Origin of the sequence: Neorhizobium sp. LMR1-1-1.1 (assembly GCF_040675795.1) — a bacterium.
In the GTDB taxonomy this organism is placed as follows: domain Bacteria; phylum Pseudomonadota; class Alphaproteobacteria; order Rhizobiales; family Rhizobiaceae; genus Neorhizobium; species Neorhizobium cellulosilyticum.
In genome coordinates this window covers 294,855-311,103 of the sequence record NZ_JBEGHE010000047.1, presented here as the reverse complement: position 1 = coordinate 311,103, position 16,249 = coordinate 294,855, and the positions used below count along the sequence as shown (strand labels likewise).

Here is a 16,249-nt window from a genome sequence, read left to right as displayed (position 1 = left end):
AGGCAGATGAAATTTTGTGGAGCGTCGGATGGAACAGAGCTTCTCAGACGTTGCCTGAACCGACAAGGTCGGGAATGATCGGAACATGGAAAAGCAGGAAGACAGTATCTGGGCGCATTGCAGCAGCAGTTCCGTCCGCCGGGCATCGCGCCAGCTTGGGCAACTCTATGACGATGCGATGGGTCCGAGCGACCTGCGCGGCACGCAGTTCTCGCTCATCACCCAGATAGCCTACCTCAAGGAGCCAACCCAGAAGGAACTGGCGAAGGCGATGGTCATGGACCTGTCAGCGCTCGGTCACACGCTGAAGCCACTGATCCGCGACGATCTGGTGGAACTGGTGCCGGACGAGAAGGATCGTCGCGCCAAACGGGTGCGGCTGACGCCACGCGGTCGCGAAAGGCAGGCGGAAATGGTGGCGAACTGGCGGGAGGCCCAGAGGCGCTTCGACGCCGTGCTGGGCGCGGAAAAATCGGCGGAGCTTCGCCGAACGCTTGCCTTCATCGCTTCGGAGGATTTTGCGAAGGCCTATGCGGCTGCGGGCAAGAAGGGCGACTGAACCGTCGCCCAAAGTCTCAGGGGCTTAAAGCCAGTTGCGCCCATCGTCACCGGCCTGGCAGCCGTATGGCGGCAGGACATTGCCGAATGTGGCATGCAGCCTGTCGCAGCCCCATTTGCGCAATGGCGTCGGAAGGCGACTGTTGATCTCGATGCCGACCTCGTCATAGGGGCTGTCGGTGTTACCGACATAACGGTACCAGCGGAAGCCGATGACGACCGAGATGGCTATGACCACGGTCAGGAGAAGTCTCAGAATGCGCATTGCAATGTCCGGATTGTTATCGATCCCGGATGTCTATCGCGATCGATATCGGGACAAAACCCTTGGCCCAAGCTTTCCCCAGTTCGCGCCGAAGCATGATAATTCTAAAGCCGGATGACGTAATCCTTACGAGTCGTTTCAACGACTTGCCAGGTTCCCTTGAAGCCCGGCCTGAGCACCATGCGGTCGCCGGCGCGAAGATGGAGCGGCTTGCCGCCCTCCTCCGTCACGATGGAATGGCCGGAGAGAATGTGGAAATATTCCCACTCGTCATAGACGATCCGCCAGGTTCCCGGCGTTGCCTCCCAGACGCCCGCATAGATACCGCCTTCGGCCTCATCGACATTCCAGGTGCGGAACTGCGGGGCTCCCTCGATGAGCCGATCGGGTGCCGGAGCGCCGTCTTCCGGCTCTATTGCTGCGAGATCGAATGTCGTCCAGGCCTGCATCGTCGCTCCTTGTTTCCGCTATTGCTTCCGCCCAACGCGGCCCACGGTCAGGCGGCGCTTTCCAGGCGGCTTTTGAGACCTTCCGCGGCTATCGCAGCCATGACACGCAGGCGGGCTGTCGGCATGCCGTTGCGGGCGCTGGCCGACAGGCCGGCAAGAGACATCATCACATAGTCGGAGGCAAGATCCGCATTGCCTGCATCGAGGCTTAAAATCCTCTGATGGATATAGGACCGGCTGGCCTCCATGCGTTCTCGCGCCTTTTCGCCGGCGGCCGCATCCGCCGTGCCCCTCGCCGCCTCGATCACCATGCAGCCGCAGGCGTCTCCGCTTGCATATGCATCCGCCGCGTAACGCAGGAGCTTTGCCACGCCATCGGAAAGCGGCGTACCTGGCGCAAGAGCCGTATCGACGTCCAGCCCCTCGGTCTTTTCGTAGCGCCGCAATGCTTCATCATAGAGTTCAAGCTTGCTGCCGAAAGCGGCGTAAAAGCTTGGAGGGTTGATGCCGAGTGCCTGCGTCAGGTCGGCGACGCTCAGCGCATCGTATCCCTTCGCATGAAACAGGGCCTGAGCCTTGGCTAGCGCCTCTTCACGATCGAACGCGCGGGGTCTTCCTCGCCTCGCCGTTGCCTGGGTATTTATTTTTGTATCACTCACTACAAAATCCTTGACGCAGTCAATCCGTAGATTTATGTAATGCCCACTACATTAAATCTCAAGCCTGATACAGGGAGAATGACAATGACAGACTTCCATGGAAAGAAGGTACTGGTTCTCGGCGGCAGCCGCGGCATCGGCGCCGCAATCGTTCGCCGCTTCGCAAATGACGGTGCCGAGGTGACGTTCACCTATGCCGGATCCAAGGATGCAGCCGACGCCCTTACAGCCGCGACCGGTGCCAAAGCAGTGAAATCCGATGCAGGTGATCGCAGCCAGACGATCGAGACGGTCAAGGCCGCTGGGCCGATCGATGTTCTCGTCGTCAATGCCGGGACGCTGGTTCTCGGCGATCCGCTCGAAACCGATCCCGATGCAGTCGACCGGATGATCGACATCAATGTGCGCGCGCCTTACCATGCCTCGGTGGAAGCCGCCCGCCTGATGCCGGAAGGTGGCCGCATCGTCATCATCGGATCGGTAAACGGCGACCGGATGCCTTTTGCAGGTGGTGCTGCCTATGCGCTGACCAAATCGGCAGTTCAGGGCATGGCGCGCGGGCTCGCCCGCGATTTCGGTCCGCGCAACATCACCGTCAACGTGATCCAGCCCGGCCCGATCGATACCGACATGAACCCGGCCGACGGCCCGATGAAGGACACGATGCATGGTTTCATGGCGCTGAAACGCCATGGCCGCCCGGAAGAAATCGCAGGCCTCGCCGCCTATCTCGCCGGCCCGGAAGCAGGCTTCATTACCGGCGCGATGCACACGATCGACGGCGGCATGGGGGCCTGACCCGACGCCTGATCTTCAACGATAACAGGGTGTTCGACTATGTGGGAACACCCTGCCGAACCTGTCTTCTCGAAAAAATGAACAATGTCCCGATGCAATTGTGGCAATAATCGGCTATAGCGCTTCGCCATGGACAGCCGATTGCGTGTGTCCGGCCTGACTGTCCAATCGAAATCGGCAAGGACATCGGACCGGACGTTCCACATTCCAGGTCGAGAGACGACCGCGCCCCGACGAAAGCCGGGAGCGCCCAAACACGCCATCCCCTCTATTCATAGTCTGCTGCCGTCCCCGTTCTGGGGCGGCATTTTTTGTTTTCCCTTTCAACCACAGAAGGATTGGCCACCAGAAACGGTGCGCCGCTTGTCATCATGATATTCGAATGGATGTCCGACCCCGCCGCATGGGCGGGTCTCGCCACCCTTATTGTTCTAGAAATCGTTCTCGGCATCGACAATCTCGTGTTTATCGCGATCCTTGCCGACAAGTTGCCCGAACACCAGCGGGAGAAAGCACGCCTTATCGGCCTCGGCCTGGCGCTCGGCATGCGCCTTATATTGCTTGCCTCCGTCGCCTGGATCGTGACGCTGACGGCACCGCTTTTCACCGTCGCCGGCCTCGAAATTTCCGGCCGTGACCTGATCCTTCTGTTCGGCGGCGTGTTCCTGCTGTTCAAGGGCACGATGGAACTGCATGAGCGGCTCGAAGGTCATTCCGGCCACAAGGAAGGCAAGATCGAACATGCGGTGTTCTGGCAGGTTCTGGTGCAGATCGTCGTACTCGACGCGGTCTTCTCACTCGACAGCGTTATCACCGCCGTTGGCATGGTCCAGCATCTTTCCGTCATGATGATTGCCGTCATCGTTGCCGTCGGCCTCATGCTTTTGTGCTCGAAGCCGCTGATGGCCTTCGTGTCGAAACATCCGACCGTCGTCATCCTCTGCCTCGGCTTCCTGATGATGATCGGTTTCTCGCTGATCGTCGAAGGCCTCGGCTTCCATATCCCGAAGGGCTATCTCTACGCCGCGATCGGCTTCTCGGTGCTCATCGAAGCCTTCAACCAGATCGGCCGTCGCAACCGCGAGCGCTTCATGAGCACTGGCGACCTGCGCGACCGTACGGCCAGCGCCGTGCTTTCGCTGCTCGGCAGCCGCCGCAGCGAGACCTCGCTGGGTGACACTGCCGACGTGATTGCCGAACGCGCTTCGGAAAACGAGCTGTTCACGCCGGTCGAACACGAGATGATCGAAAGCGTCCTGACGCTTGCCGATCGTCCAGCGAAGTCGGTCATGACCCATCGGCTCGACATCGACTGGCTGGATATCGAAGACAGCGACGAGGAACTTCGCCGCAAGGTTCTGGAATCAGGCCATTCCCGCTTCCCGATCGCCCGCGGCAGTCTCGACGAGTTCCTCGGCGTAGCCCTTGCCAAGGACCTGCTGCGCGACTTCATCGAAACCGGCAAGATCGATTTTGAACGCTCGCTGCGCCAGCCGCTTGTAGTACATGAAAGCGTCAATGCGCTGCGTCTGCTCGAACAGCTGCGTCAGTCGCCGCTGCAGGTGGCGATCGTGCTCGACGAATACGGTTCCGTAGAAGGCATGGTCACGGCAACCGACCTGCTGGAAGCGATTGCCGGTGATTTTGCCGATGACGACGAGGAACAGTTGACGGTGGAGCGGGGCGAAGACGGCTCGCTTCTGGTCGATGGCTGGATCGACATCCGCCACGTGTCGCGTCTTCTCGACAGCGATCTGGTGGACGACGCCGACCGCTACTCGACGCTGGCGGGCCTCATCCTCTGGCGCCTCGGCCATCTTCCGGAACAGGGCGAGACATTCACCTTCGGCGGCCTGACCTACGAAGTCGTTTCTCTCGACGGGCGCAATATCGACAAGGTGCGTATCAGGGCGGAATCGTCCGTCAACGCAATGGCCGAGACGGCGTAAACGAAAATCTGAAAACAAAAAATGCCGCGGAACGATTTCCGCGGCATTTTCATTTGTCGAGACAAAGATCAGGCGCTCTGACGCTGCGCCTGCCCGGCGGCACGCTCCTTGGCCTTCAGCACACTTCCGACGGTGGAAAGCAGCAAGGCTGCGGTGCAGGGCTTTGCCAGCTTGTGCGCGACATCCGGGAGGCCGTCCAGATCACGGTGGCTGCGGGCCGACGATACGATGATGCTGATTTTCGGTGCGCATTCGGCAACCATTTTCGCCAAATCGATGCCGTTCAGGCCACCCGGCATATCGATATCGGTGAGGACAAGATCGATATGTTCGTGCTGGCCGAGCTTGCCGACGGCTTCCAGAACAGTTCCCGCCTCCAGCACCGCATAACCCGCATCCTCAAGCGCATCCGCGATCGCAAAACGGATAAGCGCCTCATCCTCCACGACCAAAATCGTCTTCTGCCGGAAGCTGTCCATATGCAATGCCCTCGCTCTAGGTTCTGCCTATCAACGCATATGGATGGGAAAGGATTACGGCAGAGCCTGTGCCAATTCGAAACATGTTTAATAAAATGCGAATGAATGACTTCAGCGACCGATAGGGGTGGCGCTCAGTCCGCCCATTCCGGATCGCCGGTGAAGACGATTGTCAACCAGCGATCAGGCCCCTCGCCGCCGATCGCCTCGCCGATCTCGTCACGGATAGCATCCCACTCGGAGAGATGACGCGGCGGCCAGTCGGATGGGGCGATGAAGAAGAGCTCGATCTGCCGGCCGCGGCCGACACGGGCGACATAGGCGCGATAGGAGAGAAACCCGTGGCGCTCGACAATGGCTTCTGCGACCGCATCGACATGCTGTTTGAGCTCGACCGGTGTGACCAGAAGGATGTCGGCAACCGCCTGGCGAACATTCGAAAACGGCACCGGCGCGATGATCAGGCAGATGAGCGCGAGCGCACCCGGATCGATATAGGGGCTGAGCCATTCGAACTCCGTCCCCTCGATTGCGTGGCCGACCGCAAAGGCGACCAGCAAAGCCGAGGTCAGTGCTGCGGTCATCGCCCATGCCTGACTGTCGAGCGCGACGAAGCTGGAATTCAGCGCCCGGTTGGCGCGACGGCAGAACAGCCACATGGCGAAGGAGACAGTCACGGTGACGATCGTGAAGATAACCGCGGGGCCGAAATCGATCGGCCGTCCGCCAGAAAGCAGGCTGCCGACGGCGCTGATGAAAGCGTAGACCGCAGCGCCCATCAGAAGCGTACCGTTCAGGCCAAGCACCATCGGCTCGAGATGCCAGAAGCCGACGCTGAAGCGATCGATCAGCTTTCCTTTTGCCGTCGGCTCCGCCGACGTGACGATCAGCCTTGAGACCAGCAGGGCCAAGATCGTCATGAAGGCGTCGGTCAGGGAATAGAAGCCATCGAAGACGATGGCGAAAGAGCCGGACACGAGACCGACGGTAATGCCGAATGCAGCCAATAAGGCCGTGACGGCGATGGACAGCCGAAGAAGTGACTGCTCGCTCACGGGTATTCTCCATTGGAGCAGCGGCGCACGCCCCTGCCCTTTCTCTGATTTTTCCTCTGCAGTCTGCCAATTCCCCTCTGGCCTGCCGGCCATCTCCCCCACAAGGGAGGAGAAAACCGCCGCAGCCGCCTTGGCTCATTTGAGCCTCTGCGGCGCAACGGGGTTGGCCCTCCCCCTTGTGGGGAGGGTTGGGAGGGGACTTTCACAGAACCGCACAGTCAGCCGATAGCGGCCGACCATGTAGAAATGATAACATGAGCGGCTTCTATAGAAGCGTCAGCTCACTTTCGACAAGGCCTGTTCGATGTCGGCAATGATATCGGCGGCATCCTCGATGCCGATCGACAGGCGCACGACATCCGGTCCGGCACCCGCCGCGATCTGCTGCTCTTCGGTCAACTGGCGATGCGTCGTCGATGCCGGATGGATGACGAGCGAGCGGGTGTCGCCGATATTGGCAAGATGGGAGAAGAGCTGCAGTCCTTCGACAAAACTCTTGCCGGCCTCATAGCCGCCTTCGATGCCGAAGGTGAAGACCGAGCCTGCACCCTTGGGCGAATAATGCTTCTGCAGCAGATGGTTGGGATTGTCCTCAAGGCCCGCGTAATGGACCCAGGCGATTTTCGGATGCTGTTTCAACCATCTGGCAACCGCCAGCGCATTGTCGCAATGCTTCTGCATCCTGAGCGGCAGGGTCTCGATGCCGGTCTGGATCATGAAGGCGTTAAAGGGAGAGATTGCCGGTCCGAGATCGCGCAGGCCAAGCACACGGGCAGCGATCGCGAAGGCGATATTTCCGAAGGTCTCGTGCAGGACGATGCCGCCATATTCAGGCCGCGGCTCCGACATCATCGGATATTTGCCGGATTTCGACCAGTCGAAGGTTCCGCCATCGACCAGAATGCCGCCCATCGAATTGCCGTGGCCGCCGAGGAATTTCGTCAGCGAGTGGACGACGATATCGGCGCCGTGCTCAAGCGGCCGCAACAGATAGGGACTTGCCATCGTATTGTCGACGATGAGCGGCAGGCCGCGGCGGTGAGCGATGTCGGCAATTGCCGAGATATCGACGAAGGTGCCGCCCGGATTGGCGAGGCTTTCGATGAAGATCGCACGGGTCTCCCCGTCGATCGCTGCTTCGAAACTTGCCGGGTCATCGGTATCGGCCCAGCGCACATGCCAGTCGAAATTCTTGAAGGCGTGGCCGAACTGGTTGATCGAACCGCCATAAAGACGCCGTGCGGCAACGAAATTCGCGCCGGGCTGCATGATCGTATGGAAGATCAGCATCTGCGCCGCATGGCCGGATGCGACGGCAAGTGCCGCCGTGCCACCCTCAAGCGCCGCCACCCTCTCCTCAAGGACGGCCTGAGTGGGGTTCATGATCCGTGTATAGATGTTACCGAACTGCTGGAGGCCGAAAAGTGCTGCCGCATGGTCGGCATCGTTGAAGACGAAAGACGTCGTCTGGTAGATCGGCGTTGCCCGCGCGCCGGTGGTCGGATCAGGCGCCGCACCGGCATGGACGGCAAGCGTGGAAAATCCCGGATTGAATGGCGGCATTAGACCCTCCCCAAAATGTGACTTGTTTTATCTTGTCGCAGCAAAGCGCGGACGTTGACGGGGATCAAGGAATATAATTCCTCCGGGCGCATCTTTCTGGAAACGAAGGAGGACGTCATGGGAAGGATGGCATACGAGGAACATACCAGCATTTCGCGGAGGTTCCTGAGCTGGTGCGCGGAGGCATGGTCGGCTGCGGCGGAAGCCGAGGAAATCGCGATGCTGGACGAGGCAACGATCCGGCAGATTTCCAAGGATTGCGCAATTGCGCCGGATGATCTGCTGCAGCTGGTCAAGGCAGGACCACACGCTGCGGATGAAATGATCGAGATGATGCGTGCCCTCAACATCGATCAAAGCGATGTCGCGGTCCTACATCCGGCTCTATATCGGGAGATGCAGCTGACCTGCACCAAATGCAAATCCAAGACCCGCTGTCGCCACGATCTCGAGGCCGAAGTCGCCGGCCAGGAGTTCGTTGGTTACTGCGGCAATGCGGTCAACCTGAACACGATGCGCGCCGACCCGGAACTGCTGCAAGGCTGAAACATGCCGCGTTCAATGCGAGCAGTGAGGTTGAATTAAAGCGTGCCGACGATCCGAGGAATCCCGGCACGCCTCTACGTTGTCAGCCAACAAGTCTCGGATATTCGATCGCCGGGCAACGGTTCATCACAACCTTGATGCCTGCCGCTTCGGCCTTGGCGGCGGCTGCGTCGTCACGCACACCGAGCTGCCCCCAGATCGCAGCCGGCTGTGTTTCCAGCGCCAGCGTTTCATCGACCACGCCATCCAGATATTCCGGCGCGCGAAAAACGTCGATCAGGTCGATCGGCTCCGGGATATCGGCAAGCGTCGCATAGGTCTTGCGGCCGAGAATATCCTTGCCGGCCTGCCCCGGATTGACCGGATAGACATTGTAACCCCGTTCGAGCAGGAAACGCATGACGCCATAGCTCGGCCGATCCGGCTTGGGCGATGCCCCGAGCAGCGCAATCGTGCGGGCTTCCTTCAATATCCCGGCTATATAGTCGTCGTCATAACGGTCATGGTTCATACACGGCTCTCCCGGCGGTTCTGTCCGCCTATCTGGTCGTTTGTGTGCTCTATCTAGTCTTTTGACTGCGCCATCGCCAACATGTTGCGGCGCTTCACATAGTCGCGAGGACCAACCAAGGGATGCATTCAGGAATTTGCCTCATTTGTTGCGGGAACATTCCAGCTTTGTTCGCAACACTTTAGCGGAGCCTAACAGTCTAACGAAAGATTACCGACATGGATGGATTGCCGCCGCTCTCAGTCCCCTTACAAGGATGAAAGGCCGGCAATCTCAAGTCGACAAAATTGCGGTATTAAAATACCACATAATTAACTAATTGTTTTTGCTTGATTTATTTTTCGAACCCTCGGATCACCAACATTGACCGTCTGCGCGCGTCACGCTATAAGCGCGCCAGATTGCGGACCTTAACGGGCCCGCATTCTTTTTGGCGCCTGAAAGGCTGCCAATACAAGCAACAAGAAACGCCCCGGCGACCGGTTTCCGGCCTCGGGGATCAAACGAAAGAGAAAACCATGTCTACCTTCGTTCAGAAGCCTGCAGAGGTGGAGAAGAAGTGGGTGATCATCGACGCCGAAGGGCTCGTTGTCGGCCGCCTCGCCACCATCGTTGCCAACCGCCTGCGCGGCAAGCACAAGGCTACCTACACCCCGCACGTTGACGACGGCGACAACGTCATCATCATCAACGCTGAAAAGTGCGTCCTGACCGGCAAGAAGTACACCGACAAGAAGTACTACTGGCACACCGGTTACCCGGGCGGCATCAAGGAGCGCACCGCACGCGCCATCATCGAAGGCCGCTTCCCGGAGCGCGTTCTCGAGAAGGCTATCGAGCGCATGGTTCCGCGCGGCCCGCTCGGACGTCGCCAGATGAAGAACCTGCGCGTTTACGCCGGCTCGAACCATCCTCATGAAGCACAGCAGCCGGTCGTTCTCGACGTGGCTTCGCTGAACAGCAAGAACACAAGGAGCGCCTGATAATGGCTGATCTTTCCTCTTTGAAGGACCTCGCTCCGGCTGAAGGCCAGGCAGCACCGGTTCACGTCCGCAAGGTCGATGCGCAGGGCCGTTCCTACGCAACCGGCAAGCGCAAGAACGCCGTCGCCCGCGTTTGGGTCAAGGCTGGCTCCGGCAAGATCATTGTCAACGGCAAGGATTTCACCGCCTATTTCGCACGTCCGGTTCTGCAGATGATCCTGCAGCAGCCGCTGGTTTCGGCTGCCCGTAGCGGTCAGTTCGACATCATCGCGACCGTTGCCGGTGGTGGTCTTTCCGGTCAGGCCGGCGCCGTTCGTCACGGCCTGTCCAAGGCCCTCACCTACTTCGAACCGGGCCTGCGCTCGGTCCTGAAGAAGGGTGGCTTCCTGACCCGCGACAGCCGTGTTGTTGAACGTAAGAAGTACGGTAAGGCCAAGGCTCGCCGTTCATTCCAGTTCTCCAAGCGCTAATCGTTTCGGGATTTATACCTATCGAAAGGCGGAGCTTCGGCTCCGCCTTTTTCTTTGGGCGCTCGACAGCTCAGCAAGCGGTATAAATGAAAAAGCCGCCGCCCTCCTTTCGGAAGGCAACGGCCAGAATAACAGGCACGACCTGACGTGGTCAGTTGATCAACCGCACGGCGCTCGAACTCGAACTTGAACCCGGCTGACTGGAGGACGAGCCTCCTTCATAAGGCTCGATATTCCAGTTGGACGAGTTCATGATCATCGTGTTGACGACCATGTTGATGCGGCTCGTCTGGTTCGTCTTCGAATTATAAGTGACGTTGCGGTTCGGCAGATAGATGATGCCGCTCAAAGTCTCGCTCACCGATCCGTTGAAAATATACTGCTGCTTGTTCGAGTTGTTCGAGGCGCTGCTGGTCGACTCAAACATCAGAAGGCCGCCATAGGGCCCTGAGGTGGGGGCTGACGCATTGAAGGTCAGGCCGCCATTGGCGCGGATCTCGCTGTTGACGTCCGGGAAGTAGAAGGTTGCGCTCTCTGCGTTTACCGTCGCCCCGGAATTGATGATCATCCGGCCCTTGATGATGTGAAGGCCGGGCAGGAAGGTGATCTTCGGGCTGCCGTTGAAGGTCACATCACAATGCATGCCGGCCTTCAAAGTGAAGGTCGAGCCGTTCGGCACGCCGGACGTCTCACATTTCGATGGTAGCGTCGGCTCCGCAAACCTACCGGCGTAAGGGTCGGCGGCGGCAGCACAACCGGTCTTCAGGTTGGTGAGCGTGCCGCCATTCTTGATGTAGTTCGTGCCCTTGACGCAGAAGCGCGGCGTCTCGATCTTGGCTCCGGCATTCATGATGAAGGCCGGGTTGGAAGTGGAAAGAACATCCACTCCACAGTTCTCCGATTTCACGTTCGCACCGGAATTGATCAGCACGGCCTGAGACGTGTTGGCAAGCACGTGAATACATGCCGCCCCGTCATTAACGGCCTCCCCTCCAGATTTGCTGGTTGCCATGGCCGTCGCGGTGACAACCAGCTTGAAATTGTCGATGCCGACAATACCGAGAAAGGAATTCGGCATCGTGTAGGTATAGGTGCCGGTTACACTGCCATCGCTGTTATTGGTGACAACAAGAGGGTTTTCGCCCGTGCCGGCCGATGCGGCAGGCATGAAACCTGCCGCAGTGGACTGGCGCTTGGCACTGTCGCTCTGACCGGCTGCGGCCAGAACGGCTGCATCGAGTTGCCCCTGGATCCTGCTTCGCTCTAAGTAGGCGGAAGATGCATCAACAGCACCGCCACCGGCCACAATCAGGACCGGCAACATGACCGCAGTGGCGATTGCAAAGTTGCCGCTACGATCGCCGCTCAATCTGCGCACACCGGTCAAGGCTACATTCAAAAACGCTAACATTATCAACACCCAACCCGAAATCATGATATGGTGTCCGAATAAGCGGGAGGCTTTAAATGTGCCTGAATGAAATATTTCCGATTTTAAGCTTCATTACATTTTAACCATCAGACACGGCGGAAACCGATGAAAAGGTCTCGCTCCGATACAGAAATCGAGGCGAGCAAGGTGGTGGTTTGCCGCTTCCGATCCATCAAGATTTGAGATTTGCTTATCACGCCCCGATCGCCAACGTGACGGATTGCGAAACGATGAAAGAGCGATACATGTCCAGCCTGCCGGCCACTTCTTTTGCCCAACTTCCCGCCCCGCCCTATTATGTCGTCGCCTTCTCGTCCTGTCGCACCGAAGGCGACAATGGATATGGCAATATGGCCGATGCCATGGTCGAGCTTGCCAGCCAGCAACCGGGCTTTCTCGGCGTAGAGAGTGCGCGTGGCATTGACGGTTTCGGAATAACCAATTCCTATTGGAAGGACGAAGACAGTATCAGGGCATGGAAGGCCGTGGTCTCGCATGCCGCGGCCCAGAAACTGGGTAGGGAGCGCTGGTACGAGGATTACCAGGTGCGGATCGCACGGGTGGAACGGGCATACGGTTTCGAGAGATAGGATGGGGATGGCAAGCAAATCGATCGACAACGCCTTTACGGCGAAAGCTTTTCGGGGCGCGGCGACCGACCCGACCTATGCGGGCGCACTTTCCTTCATGCGGCGGCCTTATTCCAAGGATGTCGAGGGTGCCGACGCGGTAGTGCTCGGCATTCCCTTCGATGCCGCCGTCTCCAACAGGCCCGGCGCCCGTTTCGGGCCGCAGGCGATCCGTCGCGCATCGGCGATCTTCGACAATGATCCGCAATATCCCTTCGCACGCGACCTGTTCGAAGCCATGGCCGTGGTCGATTACGGTGATGTCCTGCTCGACTATGGCAATCACCAGAAGACGCCGGGACTGATCGAAGAGACGGCATCAGAGATCATCACCTCCGGTGCCTTCCTGTTGTCGCTGGGCGGCGATCATTTTGTCACCTGGCCTCTTTTGAAGGCCCATGCAGAAAAGCACAGCCCCCTCGCCCTCGTTCACTTCGATGCCCATCAGGACACATGGGATGACGATGGTGAGCGGATCGACCATGGCTCCTTCGTCGCCCGCGCGGTGCGGGAGGGCGTGATCGACGCTGCGCACTCGATCCAGATCGGCATCCGCACCCATGCACCGGAAGATTTCGGCATCCGCATCCTGCACGGCTATGATGTGGAGGACATGGGGGCGCAACAGATCGTCGATGCGATCCTTGCGCATGTCGGCAACCGCCCGGCCTATCTCACCTTCGATATCGATTGTCTCGACCCGGCGTTTGCGCCCGGCACCGGCACGCCGGTCGCCGGCGGGCCGTCGAGCGCGAAGATCCTGTCAGTCTTACGCAAACTCGGCAGCCTCGATATCCGCGGTGCAGACGTGGTGGAGGTGGCGCCGGCCTATGACCATGCCGATATTACCGCCATTGCCGGGGCAACCGTTGCAATGTATATGCTCGGGCTCAGGGCCGAGCGTCTGTCCCGGCTTTAACAAACTGATTCAACGGGCTGGTAAAGTGATTCCGGCTCCTTCTCCAGGGCACTGATTTAACAGGATAAAGGCAATGACACCGAAGATCTTCATCGATGGCGAACACGGCACAACGGGACTGCAGATCCGCACCCGCATGGCCGGCCGCCGCGACGTCGAGCTTCTGTCCATCCCGGAAGCCGAGCGGCGCAACGCCGCGATGCGCGAAGATCTGCTCAACAGCGCCGATATCGCCATCCTCTGCCTGCCGGACGATGCTTCGAAGGAAGCCGTCGGCATGCTGTCCGGCAACAACAGCGTTCGGATCATCGACACGTCGACCGCCTACCGGATCGCGCCTGACTGGGCCTATGGTTTTGCCGAGATGGACAAAGCTCAGACAGACAAGATCAAGGCCGCCCGGCATGTCGCCAACCCCGGCTGCTATCCCACCGGCGCGATCGGCCTCATCCGCCCCTTGCGCGCTGCCGGTATCCTGCCGGACGGCTATCCGGTCTCGGTCAATGCGGTCTCCGGTTACACCGGCGGCGGCAAGCAGATGATTGCACAGATGGAAGACCAGTCCCGCGAGGATGCGATTTCTGCCAACAATTTCGTCTACGGCCTGCCGCTCAAGCACAAGCATGTACCGGAAATGAAGACCCACGGCCTGCTCGACCGCGCACCTCTGTTTTCGCCCTCTGTCGGCCGTTTCGCACAAGGCATGATCGTGCAGGTGCCGCTTTTCCTCGACGATCTTAAGGACGGCACGACGATCGAAAGCATCCATGCGGCACTGGTCGCGCATTATGCCGGCCAGGATATCGTCACCGTCGTGCCGCTTGCGGAGAGCACCAAGCTCGGCCGCGTCGATGCGGAAGAACTGGCCAATACCGATCGCATGAAGCTCTTCGTGTTCGGCACTCCGGGCGGCGCGCATGTGAACCTCGTCGCCCTGCTCGACAATCTCGGCAAGGGCGCGTCGGGTGCAGCCGTGCAGAACATGGACCTGATGCTGTCCGCCTGATGACAATTGCGACCCCATCCCTCCCCGCAGATCTTGTGGAGCGATGGGGCATCCGGTCTTCTGCACTGATTGCGGATACGCGCACGAGCCTCGTCCATCGCGTTCTTCGACGAGATGGCTCTCGGGCGATCACCAAGCAACTGAAACCCGAAGGACTGCACGAACTCTCCGGCATCGACTTTCTCGACTGGCGTAAAGGGTGCGGCAGCGTGCTGGTTCTGGATCGCCGGAACACGGCCTGCCTGCTTGAAGACGCCGGAACGCTGATGCTGAAGGATTACAGGCTTCAGCATGGCGAGGATGCCGCCAACAACATCATTCTGTCGGTTCTGGGAGAGCTGCATTCGGCCACAGTCGACGCGCCGCCTGACAGCCTTATTCCGCTGCGGTCGCATTTCCAGCCCTTGTTCGAGCGGACATCCGGGGAAGATAAGCCCGATCTTTCGGCAGCTCTTGCCTATAGTGCATCGATTGCAGATGACCTGCTCTCGTCGCAGAGCGACATCCGCCCGTTGCATGGCGACCTGCATCACGAGAATATTGTCAGCGGATCGGAGCGAGGCTGGCTTGCCATCGACCCTCAGGGGCTTCTCGGCGATCCGGCCTATGATGTCGCCAATGTCTTCGGCAATCCGGACGGCGCTTTTGCGGATATCATCGACCCGCAGCGGATCACCCGACTGGTCGACCTGTTCGCGCCGGCCATCGGCTGCGAGCGGGAGAAAATCCTGCGTTACGCCATCGCGCATGCTGGTCTTTCGATCTGCTGGTCTCTGGAGGGTGGCGACAGGATTTCGGGAGACGGCAATGCGATGGAGCGCCTTGCCTTCCTGAACGTCGCAAACAGACTGCTCGACGAGCGCGCCTTTAGCCTCTGACTTCGATCGCTGCTTCCCGCTGATACTCGCCGAAGAAGGCGCGGAAATGCGCGACGGCGAAGCCGAGGACGATCAGCGCCATGCCCTGATGCGCAAGCGCCATGTCGAGCGGGACTTGAAAGATGAGTGTCGAGATGCCGATTACCGCCTGAATGAGGACAAGGATGAACAACAACACGGCACGACGGGCATGGGTCGTCGCCGGGGCCTTCGACAGCGAAATGATCATGTGCAGGAAGACGGCTGCGAGGAGAACGTAGGCGCCGCAACGATGCACAAACTGCACCGTCTTGGGGTTCTCGAAGAGATTGATCCACCAAGGGTTCTGGATGAACAGGTCGCCGGGAATGAAGGCGCCATCCATCAGCGGCCAGGTATTGTAGCTCAGGCCGGCATCGAGACCGGCGACGAGTGCGCCGAGATAGATCTGGAAGAGCACAAGGAAGGCGATCGCGCCGGCAGCCCATTTCGACCGGTCCGTCGGCGCGCGGTCCTTCGCATGGGGCGCTAGCCCCCGCATGATCCAGACACAGGCGGAAAAGATCAGACAGGCGATCACGAGATGGGTGGCAAGACGGTATTGCGAGACGCTGACCAGCTTGGTGAGGCCGGACGAGACCATCCACCAGCCGATGAAACCCTGAAAGCCGCCAAGCGCCAGCGTGCCGAGCAGCGGCAGGCGCACCCGCCTTTCGATACGGCCGGTCAGCCAGAAAAAGGCAAGCGGAAGAGCGAAGATGAGACCGATGGACCGGGCGAGGAAGCGGTGTGCCCATTCCCACCAGAAGATCGACTTGAATTCATCGACCGTCATATGGCTGTTGAGCAGCTGATATTGCGGAATGCGCTGGTAGAGTTCGAACTCTTCCTGCCACTCGGCAGCATTGAGCGGCGGGATGACGCCGTGGATCGGCTTCCATTTGGTAATCGACAGGCCGCTGTCGGTGAGCCGCGTGGCGCCGCCGACCAGGACGAGACAGAAAAGCGTGAAGATGACGAGACCCAGCCAGATGCGGACCGCCTTGCGGTTCCGGTCCAGCCGTCCGGTTTCGCGCGTCGCTTCGATGATGATCGTGTCCGTTGCCGACATGGTGACGACT

The 16,249-nt window shown here is 59.5% G+C and carries 19 protein-coding genes; 10 read left to right on the top strand and 9 right to left on the bottom strand.

Annotated elements, in window-relative coordinates; all coding sequences use genetic code 11:
* The first annotated feature begins 85 nt into the window (after positions 1-85).
* The gene (locus MRBLMR1_RS24885; RefSeq protein ID WP_500066869.1) at positions 86-559 is read left to right on the top strand and encodes a MarR family winged helix-turn-helix transcriptional regulator; all 474 of its coding nucleotides are present in this window, start codon (positions 86-88) and stop codon (positions 557-559) included.
* 24 nt (positions 560-583) lie between these two features.
* On the opposite strand, the gene MRBLMR1_RS24880 is transcribed toward MRBLMR1_RS24885, so the two are convergent.
* The 3 genes from MRBLMR1_RS24880 to MRBLMR1_RS24870 form a co-directional block, all read right to left on the bottom strand.
* Entirely contained in the window at positions 584-823 is a 240-nt protein-coding gene (locus MRBLMR1_RS24880; protein ID WP_500066868.1) for a hypothetical protein, read from the bottom strand.
* A gap of 104 nt (positions 824-927) precedes the next feature.
* Positions 928-1,272, bottom strand: a complete 345-nt coding sequence (locus tag MRBLMR1_RS24875) for a cupin domain-containing protein (protein ID WP_183827061.1) — start codon at positions 1,270-1,272, stop codon at positions 928-930.
* A 47-nt stretch (positions 1,273-1,319) separates the two neighbouring features.
* Positions 1,320-1,931, bottom strand: coding sequence for a TetR/AcrR family transcriptional regulator (locus MRBLMR1_RS24870; protein WP_500066867.1), 612 nt, complete (start codon positions 1,929-1,931; stop codon positions 1,320-1,322).
* Between the two features lie 84 nt (positions 1,932-2,015).
* Here MRBLMR1_RS24870 and bdcA point away from each other — a divergent pair, with 84 nt between their 5' ends.
* A complete protein-coding gene (gene bdcA / locus MRBLMR1_RS24865; protein ID WP_183827064.1) occupies positions 2,016-2,729 on the top strand; it encodes an SDR family oxidoreductase in 714 nt (237 codons plus the stop codon).
* A 371-nt stretch (positions 2,730-3,100) separates the two neighbouring features.
* Positions 3,101-4,678, top strand: coding sequence for a TerC family protein (locus MRBLMR1_RS24860; protein ID WP_183827506.1), 1,578 nt, complete (start codon positions 3,101-3,103; stop codon positions 4,676-4,678).
* Positions 4,679-4,746: 68 nt separating this feature from the next.
* Here MRBLMR1_RS24860 and MRBLMR1_RS24855 read toward each other — a convergent pair whose 3' ends face one another.
* The 3 genes from MRBLMR1_RS24855 to MRBLMR1_RS24845 form a co-directional block, all read right to left on the bottom strand.
* Positions 4,747-5,157, bottom strand: a complete 411-nt coding sequence (locus MRBLMR1_RS24855; protein ID WP_500066866.1) for a response regulator — start codon at positions 5,155-5,157, stop codon at positions 4,747-4,749.
* A 134-nt stretch (positions 5,158-5,291) separates the two neighbouring features.
* Complete coding sequence (locus MRBLMR1_RS24850; RefSeq protein ID WP_343062577.1) at positions 5,292-6,212, bottom strand: cation diffusion facilitator family transporter; 921 nt, start codon at positions 6,210-6,212, stop codon at positions 5,292-5,294.
* A 276-nt stretch (positions 6,213-6,488) separates the two neighbouring features.
* The gene (locus MRBLMR1_RS24845; protein WP_500066865.1) at positions 6,489-7,775 is read right to left on the bottom strand and encodes an O-acetylhomoserine aminocarboxypropyltransferase; all 1,287 of its coding nucleotides are present in this window, start codon (positions 7,773-7,775) and stop codon (positions 6,489-6,491) included.
* Between the two features lie 117 nt (positions 7,776-7,892).
* Between MRBLMR1_RS24845 and MRBLMR1_RS24840 the strand changes: the two genes are divergently transcribed.
* The gene (locus MRBLMR1_RS24840) at positions 7,893-8,321 is read left to right on the top strand and encodes a DUF6455 family protein (protein ID WP_148145305.1); all 429 of its coding nucleotides are present in this window, start codon (positions 7,893-7,895) and stop codon (positions 8,319-8,321) included.
* Positions 8,322-8,403: 82 nt separating this feature from the next.
* On the opposite strand, the gene MRBLMR1_RS24835 is transcribed toward MRBLMR1_RS24840, so the two are convergent.
* Positions 8,404-8,832 carry a CoA-binding protein gene (locus MRBLMR1_RS24835; RefSeq protein ID WP_148145306.1) on the bottom strand — a complete coding sequence of 143 codons (429 nt, stop codon included), beginning with the start codon at positions 8,830-8,832 and terminating at the stop codon, positions 8,404-8,406.
* A gap of 518 nt (positions 8,833-9,350) precedes the next feature.
* On the opposite strand from MRBLMR1_RS24835, the gene rplM reads away from it, so the two are divergent.
* Together rplM and rpsI are read left to right on the top strand one after the other, a co-directional pair.
* The gene (gene rplM / locus MRBLMR1_RS24830) at positions 9,351-9,815 is read left to right on the top strand and encodes a 50S ribosomal protein L13 (protein WP_148145307.1); all 465 of its coding nucleotides are present in this window, start codon (positions 9,351-9,353) and stop codon (positions 9,813-9,815) included.
* Positions 9,816-9,817: 2 nt separating this feature from the next.
* A complete protein-coding gene (rpsI, locus tag MRBLMR1_RS24825; protein ID WP_148145308.1) occupies positions 9,818-10,285 on the top strand; it encodes a 30S ribosomal protein S9 in 468 nt (155 codons plus the stop codon).
* 151 nt (positions 10,286-10,436) lie between these two features.
* Here the strand turns inward: rpsI and MRBLMR1_RS24820 are convergent, their stop codons facing one another.
* The gene (locus MRBLMR1_RS24820; RefSeq protein WP_500066918.1) at positions 10,437-11,663 is read right to left on the bottom strand and encodes a TadE/TadG family type IV pilus assembly protein; all 1,227 of its coding nucleotides are present in this window, start codon (positions 11,661-11,663) and stop codon (positions 10,437-10,439) included.
* A 299-nt stretch (positions 11,664-11,962) separates the two neighbouring features.
* On the opposite strand from MRBLMR1_RS24820, the gene MRBLMR1_RS24815 reads away from it, so the two are divergent.
* The 4 genes from MRBLMR1_RS24815 (at position 11,963) to MRBLMR1_RS24800 (ending at position 15,149) form a co-directional block, all read left to right on the top strand.
* A complete protein-coding gene (locus MRBLMR1_RS24815) occupies positions 11,963-12,307 on the top strand; it encodes an antibiotic biosynthesis monooxygenase family protein (protein ID WP_148145310.1) in 345 nt (114 codons plus the stop codon).
* A gap of 7 nt (positions 12,308-12,314) precedes the next feature.
* Entirely contained in the window at positions 12,315-13,265 is a 951-nt protein-coding gene (gene speB, locus MRBLMR1_RS24810; protein WP_500066864.1) for an agmatinase, read from the top strand.
* A 73-nt stretch (positions 13,266-13,338) separates the two neighbouring features.
* Entirely contained in the window at positions 13,339-14,271 is a 933-nt protein-coding gene (gene argC / locus MRBLMR1_RS24805; RefSeq protein ID WP_148145312.1) for an N-acetyl-gamma-glutamyl-phosphate reductase, read from the top strand.
* Complete coding sequence (locus MRBLMR1_RS24800) at positions 14,271-15,149, top strand: aminoglycoside phosphotransferase family protein (RefSeq protein ID WP_500066863.1); 879 nt, start codon at positions 14,271-14,273, stop codon at positions 15,147-15,149. Before argC ends, MRBLMR1_RS24800 begins: the two co-directional genes overlap by 1 nt.
* Here MRBLMR1_RS24800 and MRBLMR1_RS24795 read toward each other — a convergent pair.
* Positions 15,139-16,239, bottom strand: a complete 1,101-nt coding sequence (locus MRBLMR1_RS24795) for a COX15/CtaA family protein (protein ID WP_500066917.1) — start codon at positions 16,237-16,239, stop codon at positions 15,139-15,141. The two genes, MRBLMR1_RS24800 and MRBLMR1_RS24795, sit on opposite strands and share 11 nt — an antisense overlap.
* Positions 16,240-16,249: the final 10 nt, after the last annotated feature.

What these genes read in the sequence shown, in the direction of transcription:
- MRBLMR1_RS24845 (WP_500066865.1), bottom strand. Translation starts at nt 7,775, where the DNA reads ATGCCGCCATTCAATCCGGGATTTTCCACGCTTGCCGTCCATGCCGGT.
- argC (WP_148145312.1), top strand. Translation starts at nt 13,339, where the DNA reads ATGACACCGAAGATCTTCATCGATGGCGAACACGGCACAACGGGACTG.
- MRBLMR1_RS24800 (WP_500066863.1), top strand. Translation starts at nt 14,271, where the DNA reads ATGACAATTGCGACCCCATCCCTCCCCGCAGATCTTGTGGAGCGATGG.
- rplM (WP_148145307.1), top strand. Translation starts at nt 9,351, where the DNA reads ATGTCTACCTTCGTTCAGAAGCCTGCAGAGGTGGAGAAGAAGTGGGTG.
- MRBLMR1_RS24875 (WP_183827061.1), bottom strand. Translation starts at nt 1,272, where the DNA reads ATGCAGGCCTGGACGACATTCGATCTCGCAGCAATAGAGCCGGAAGAC.
- rpsI (WP_148145308.1), top strand. Translation starts at nt 9,818, where the DNA reads ATGGCTGATCTTTCCTCTTTGAAGGACCTCGCTCCGGCTGAAGGCCAG.
- MRBLMR1_RS24885 (WP_500066869.1), top strand. Translation starts at nt 86, where the DNA reads ATGGAAAAGCAGGAAGACAGTATCTGGGCGCATTGCAGCAGCAGTTCC.
- MRBLMR1_RS24835 (WP_148145306.1), bottom strand. Translation starts at nt 8,832, where the DNA reads ATGAACCATGACCGTTATGACGACGACTATATAGCCGGGATATTGAAG.
- MRBLMR1_RS24880 (WP_500066868.1), bottom strand. Translation starts at nt 823, where the DNA reads ATGCGCATTCTGAGACTTCTCCTGACCGTGGTCATAGCCATCTCGGTC.
- speB (WP_500066864.1), top strand. Translation starts at nt 12,315, where the DNA reads ATGGCAAGCAAATCGATCGACAACGCCTTTACGGCGAAAGCTTTTCGG.
- MRBLMR1_RS24795 (WP_500066917.1), bottom strand. Translation starts at nt 16,239, where the DNA reads ATGTCGGCAACGGACACGATCATCATCGAAGCGACGCGCGAAACCGGA.
- MRBLMR1_RS24840 (WP_148145305.1), top strand. Translation starts at nt 7,893, where the DNA reads ATGGGAAGGATGGCATACGAGGAACATACCAGCATTTCGCGGAGGTTC.
- MRBLMR1_RS24860 (WP_183827506.1), top strand. Translation starts at nt 3,101, where the DNA reads ATGATATTCGAATGGATGTCCGACCCCGCCGCATGGGCGGGTCTCGCC.
- MRBLMR1_RS24855 (WP_500066866.1), bottom strand. Translation starts at nt 5,157, where the DNA reads ATGGACAGCTTCCGGCAGAAGACGATTTTGGTCGTGGAGGATGAGGCG.
- MRBLMR1_RS24815 (WP_148145310.1), top strand. Translation starts at nt 11,963, where the DNA reads ATGTCCAGCCTGCCGGCCACTTCTTTTGCCCAACTTCCCGCCCCGCCC.
- bdcA (WP_183827064.1), top strand. Translation starts at nt 2,016, where the DNA reads ATGACAGACTTCCATGGAAAGAAGGTACTGGTTCTCGGCGGCAGCCGC.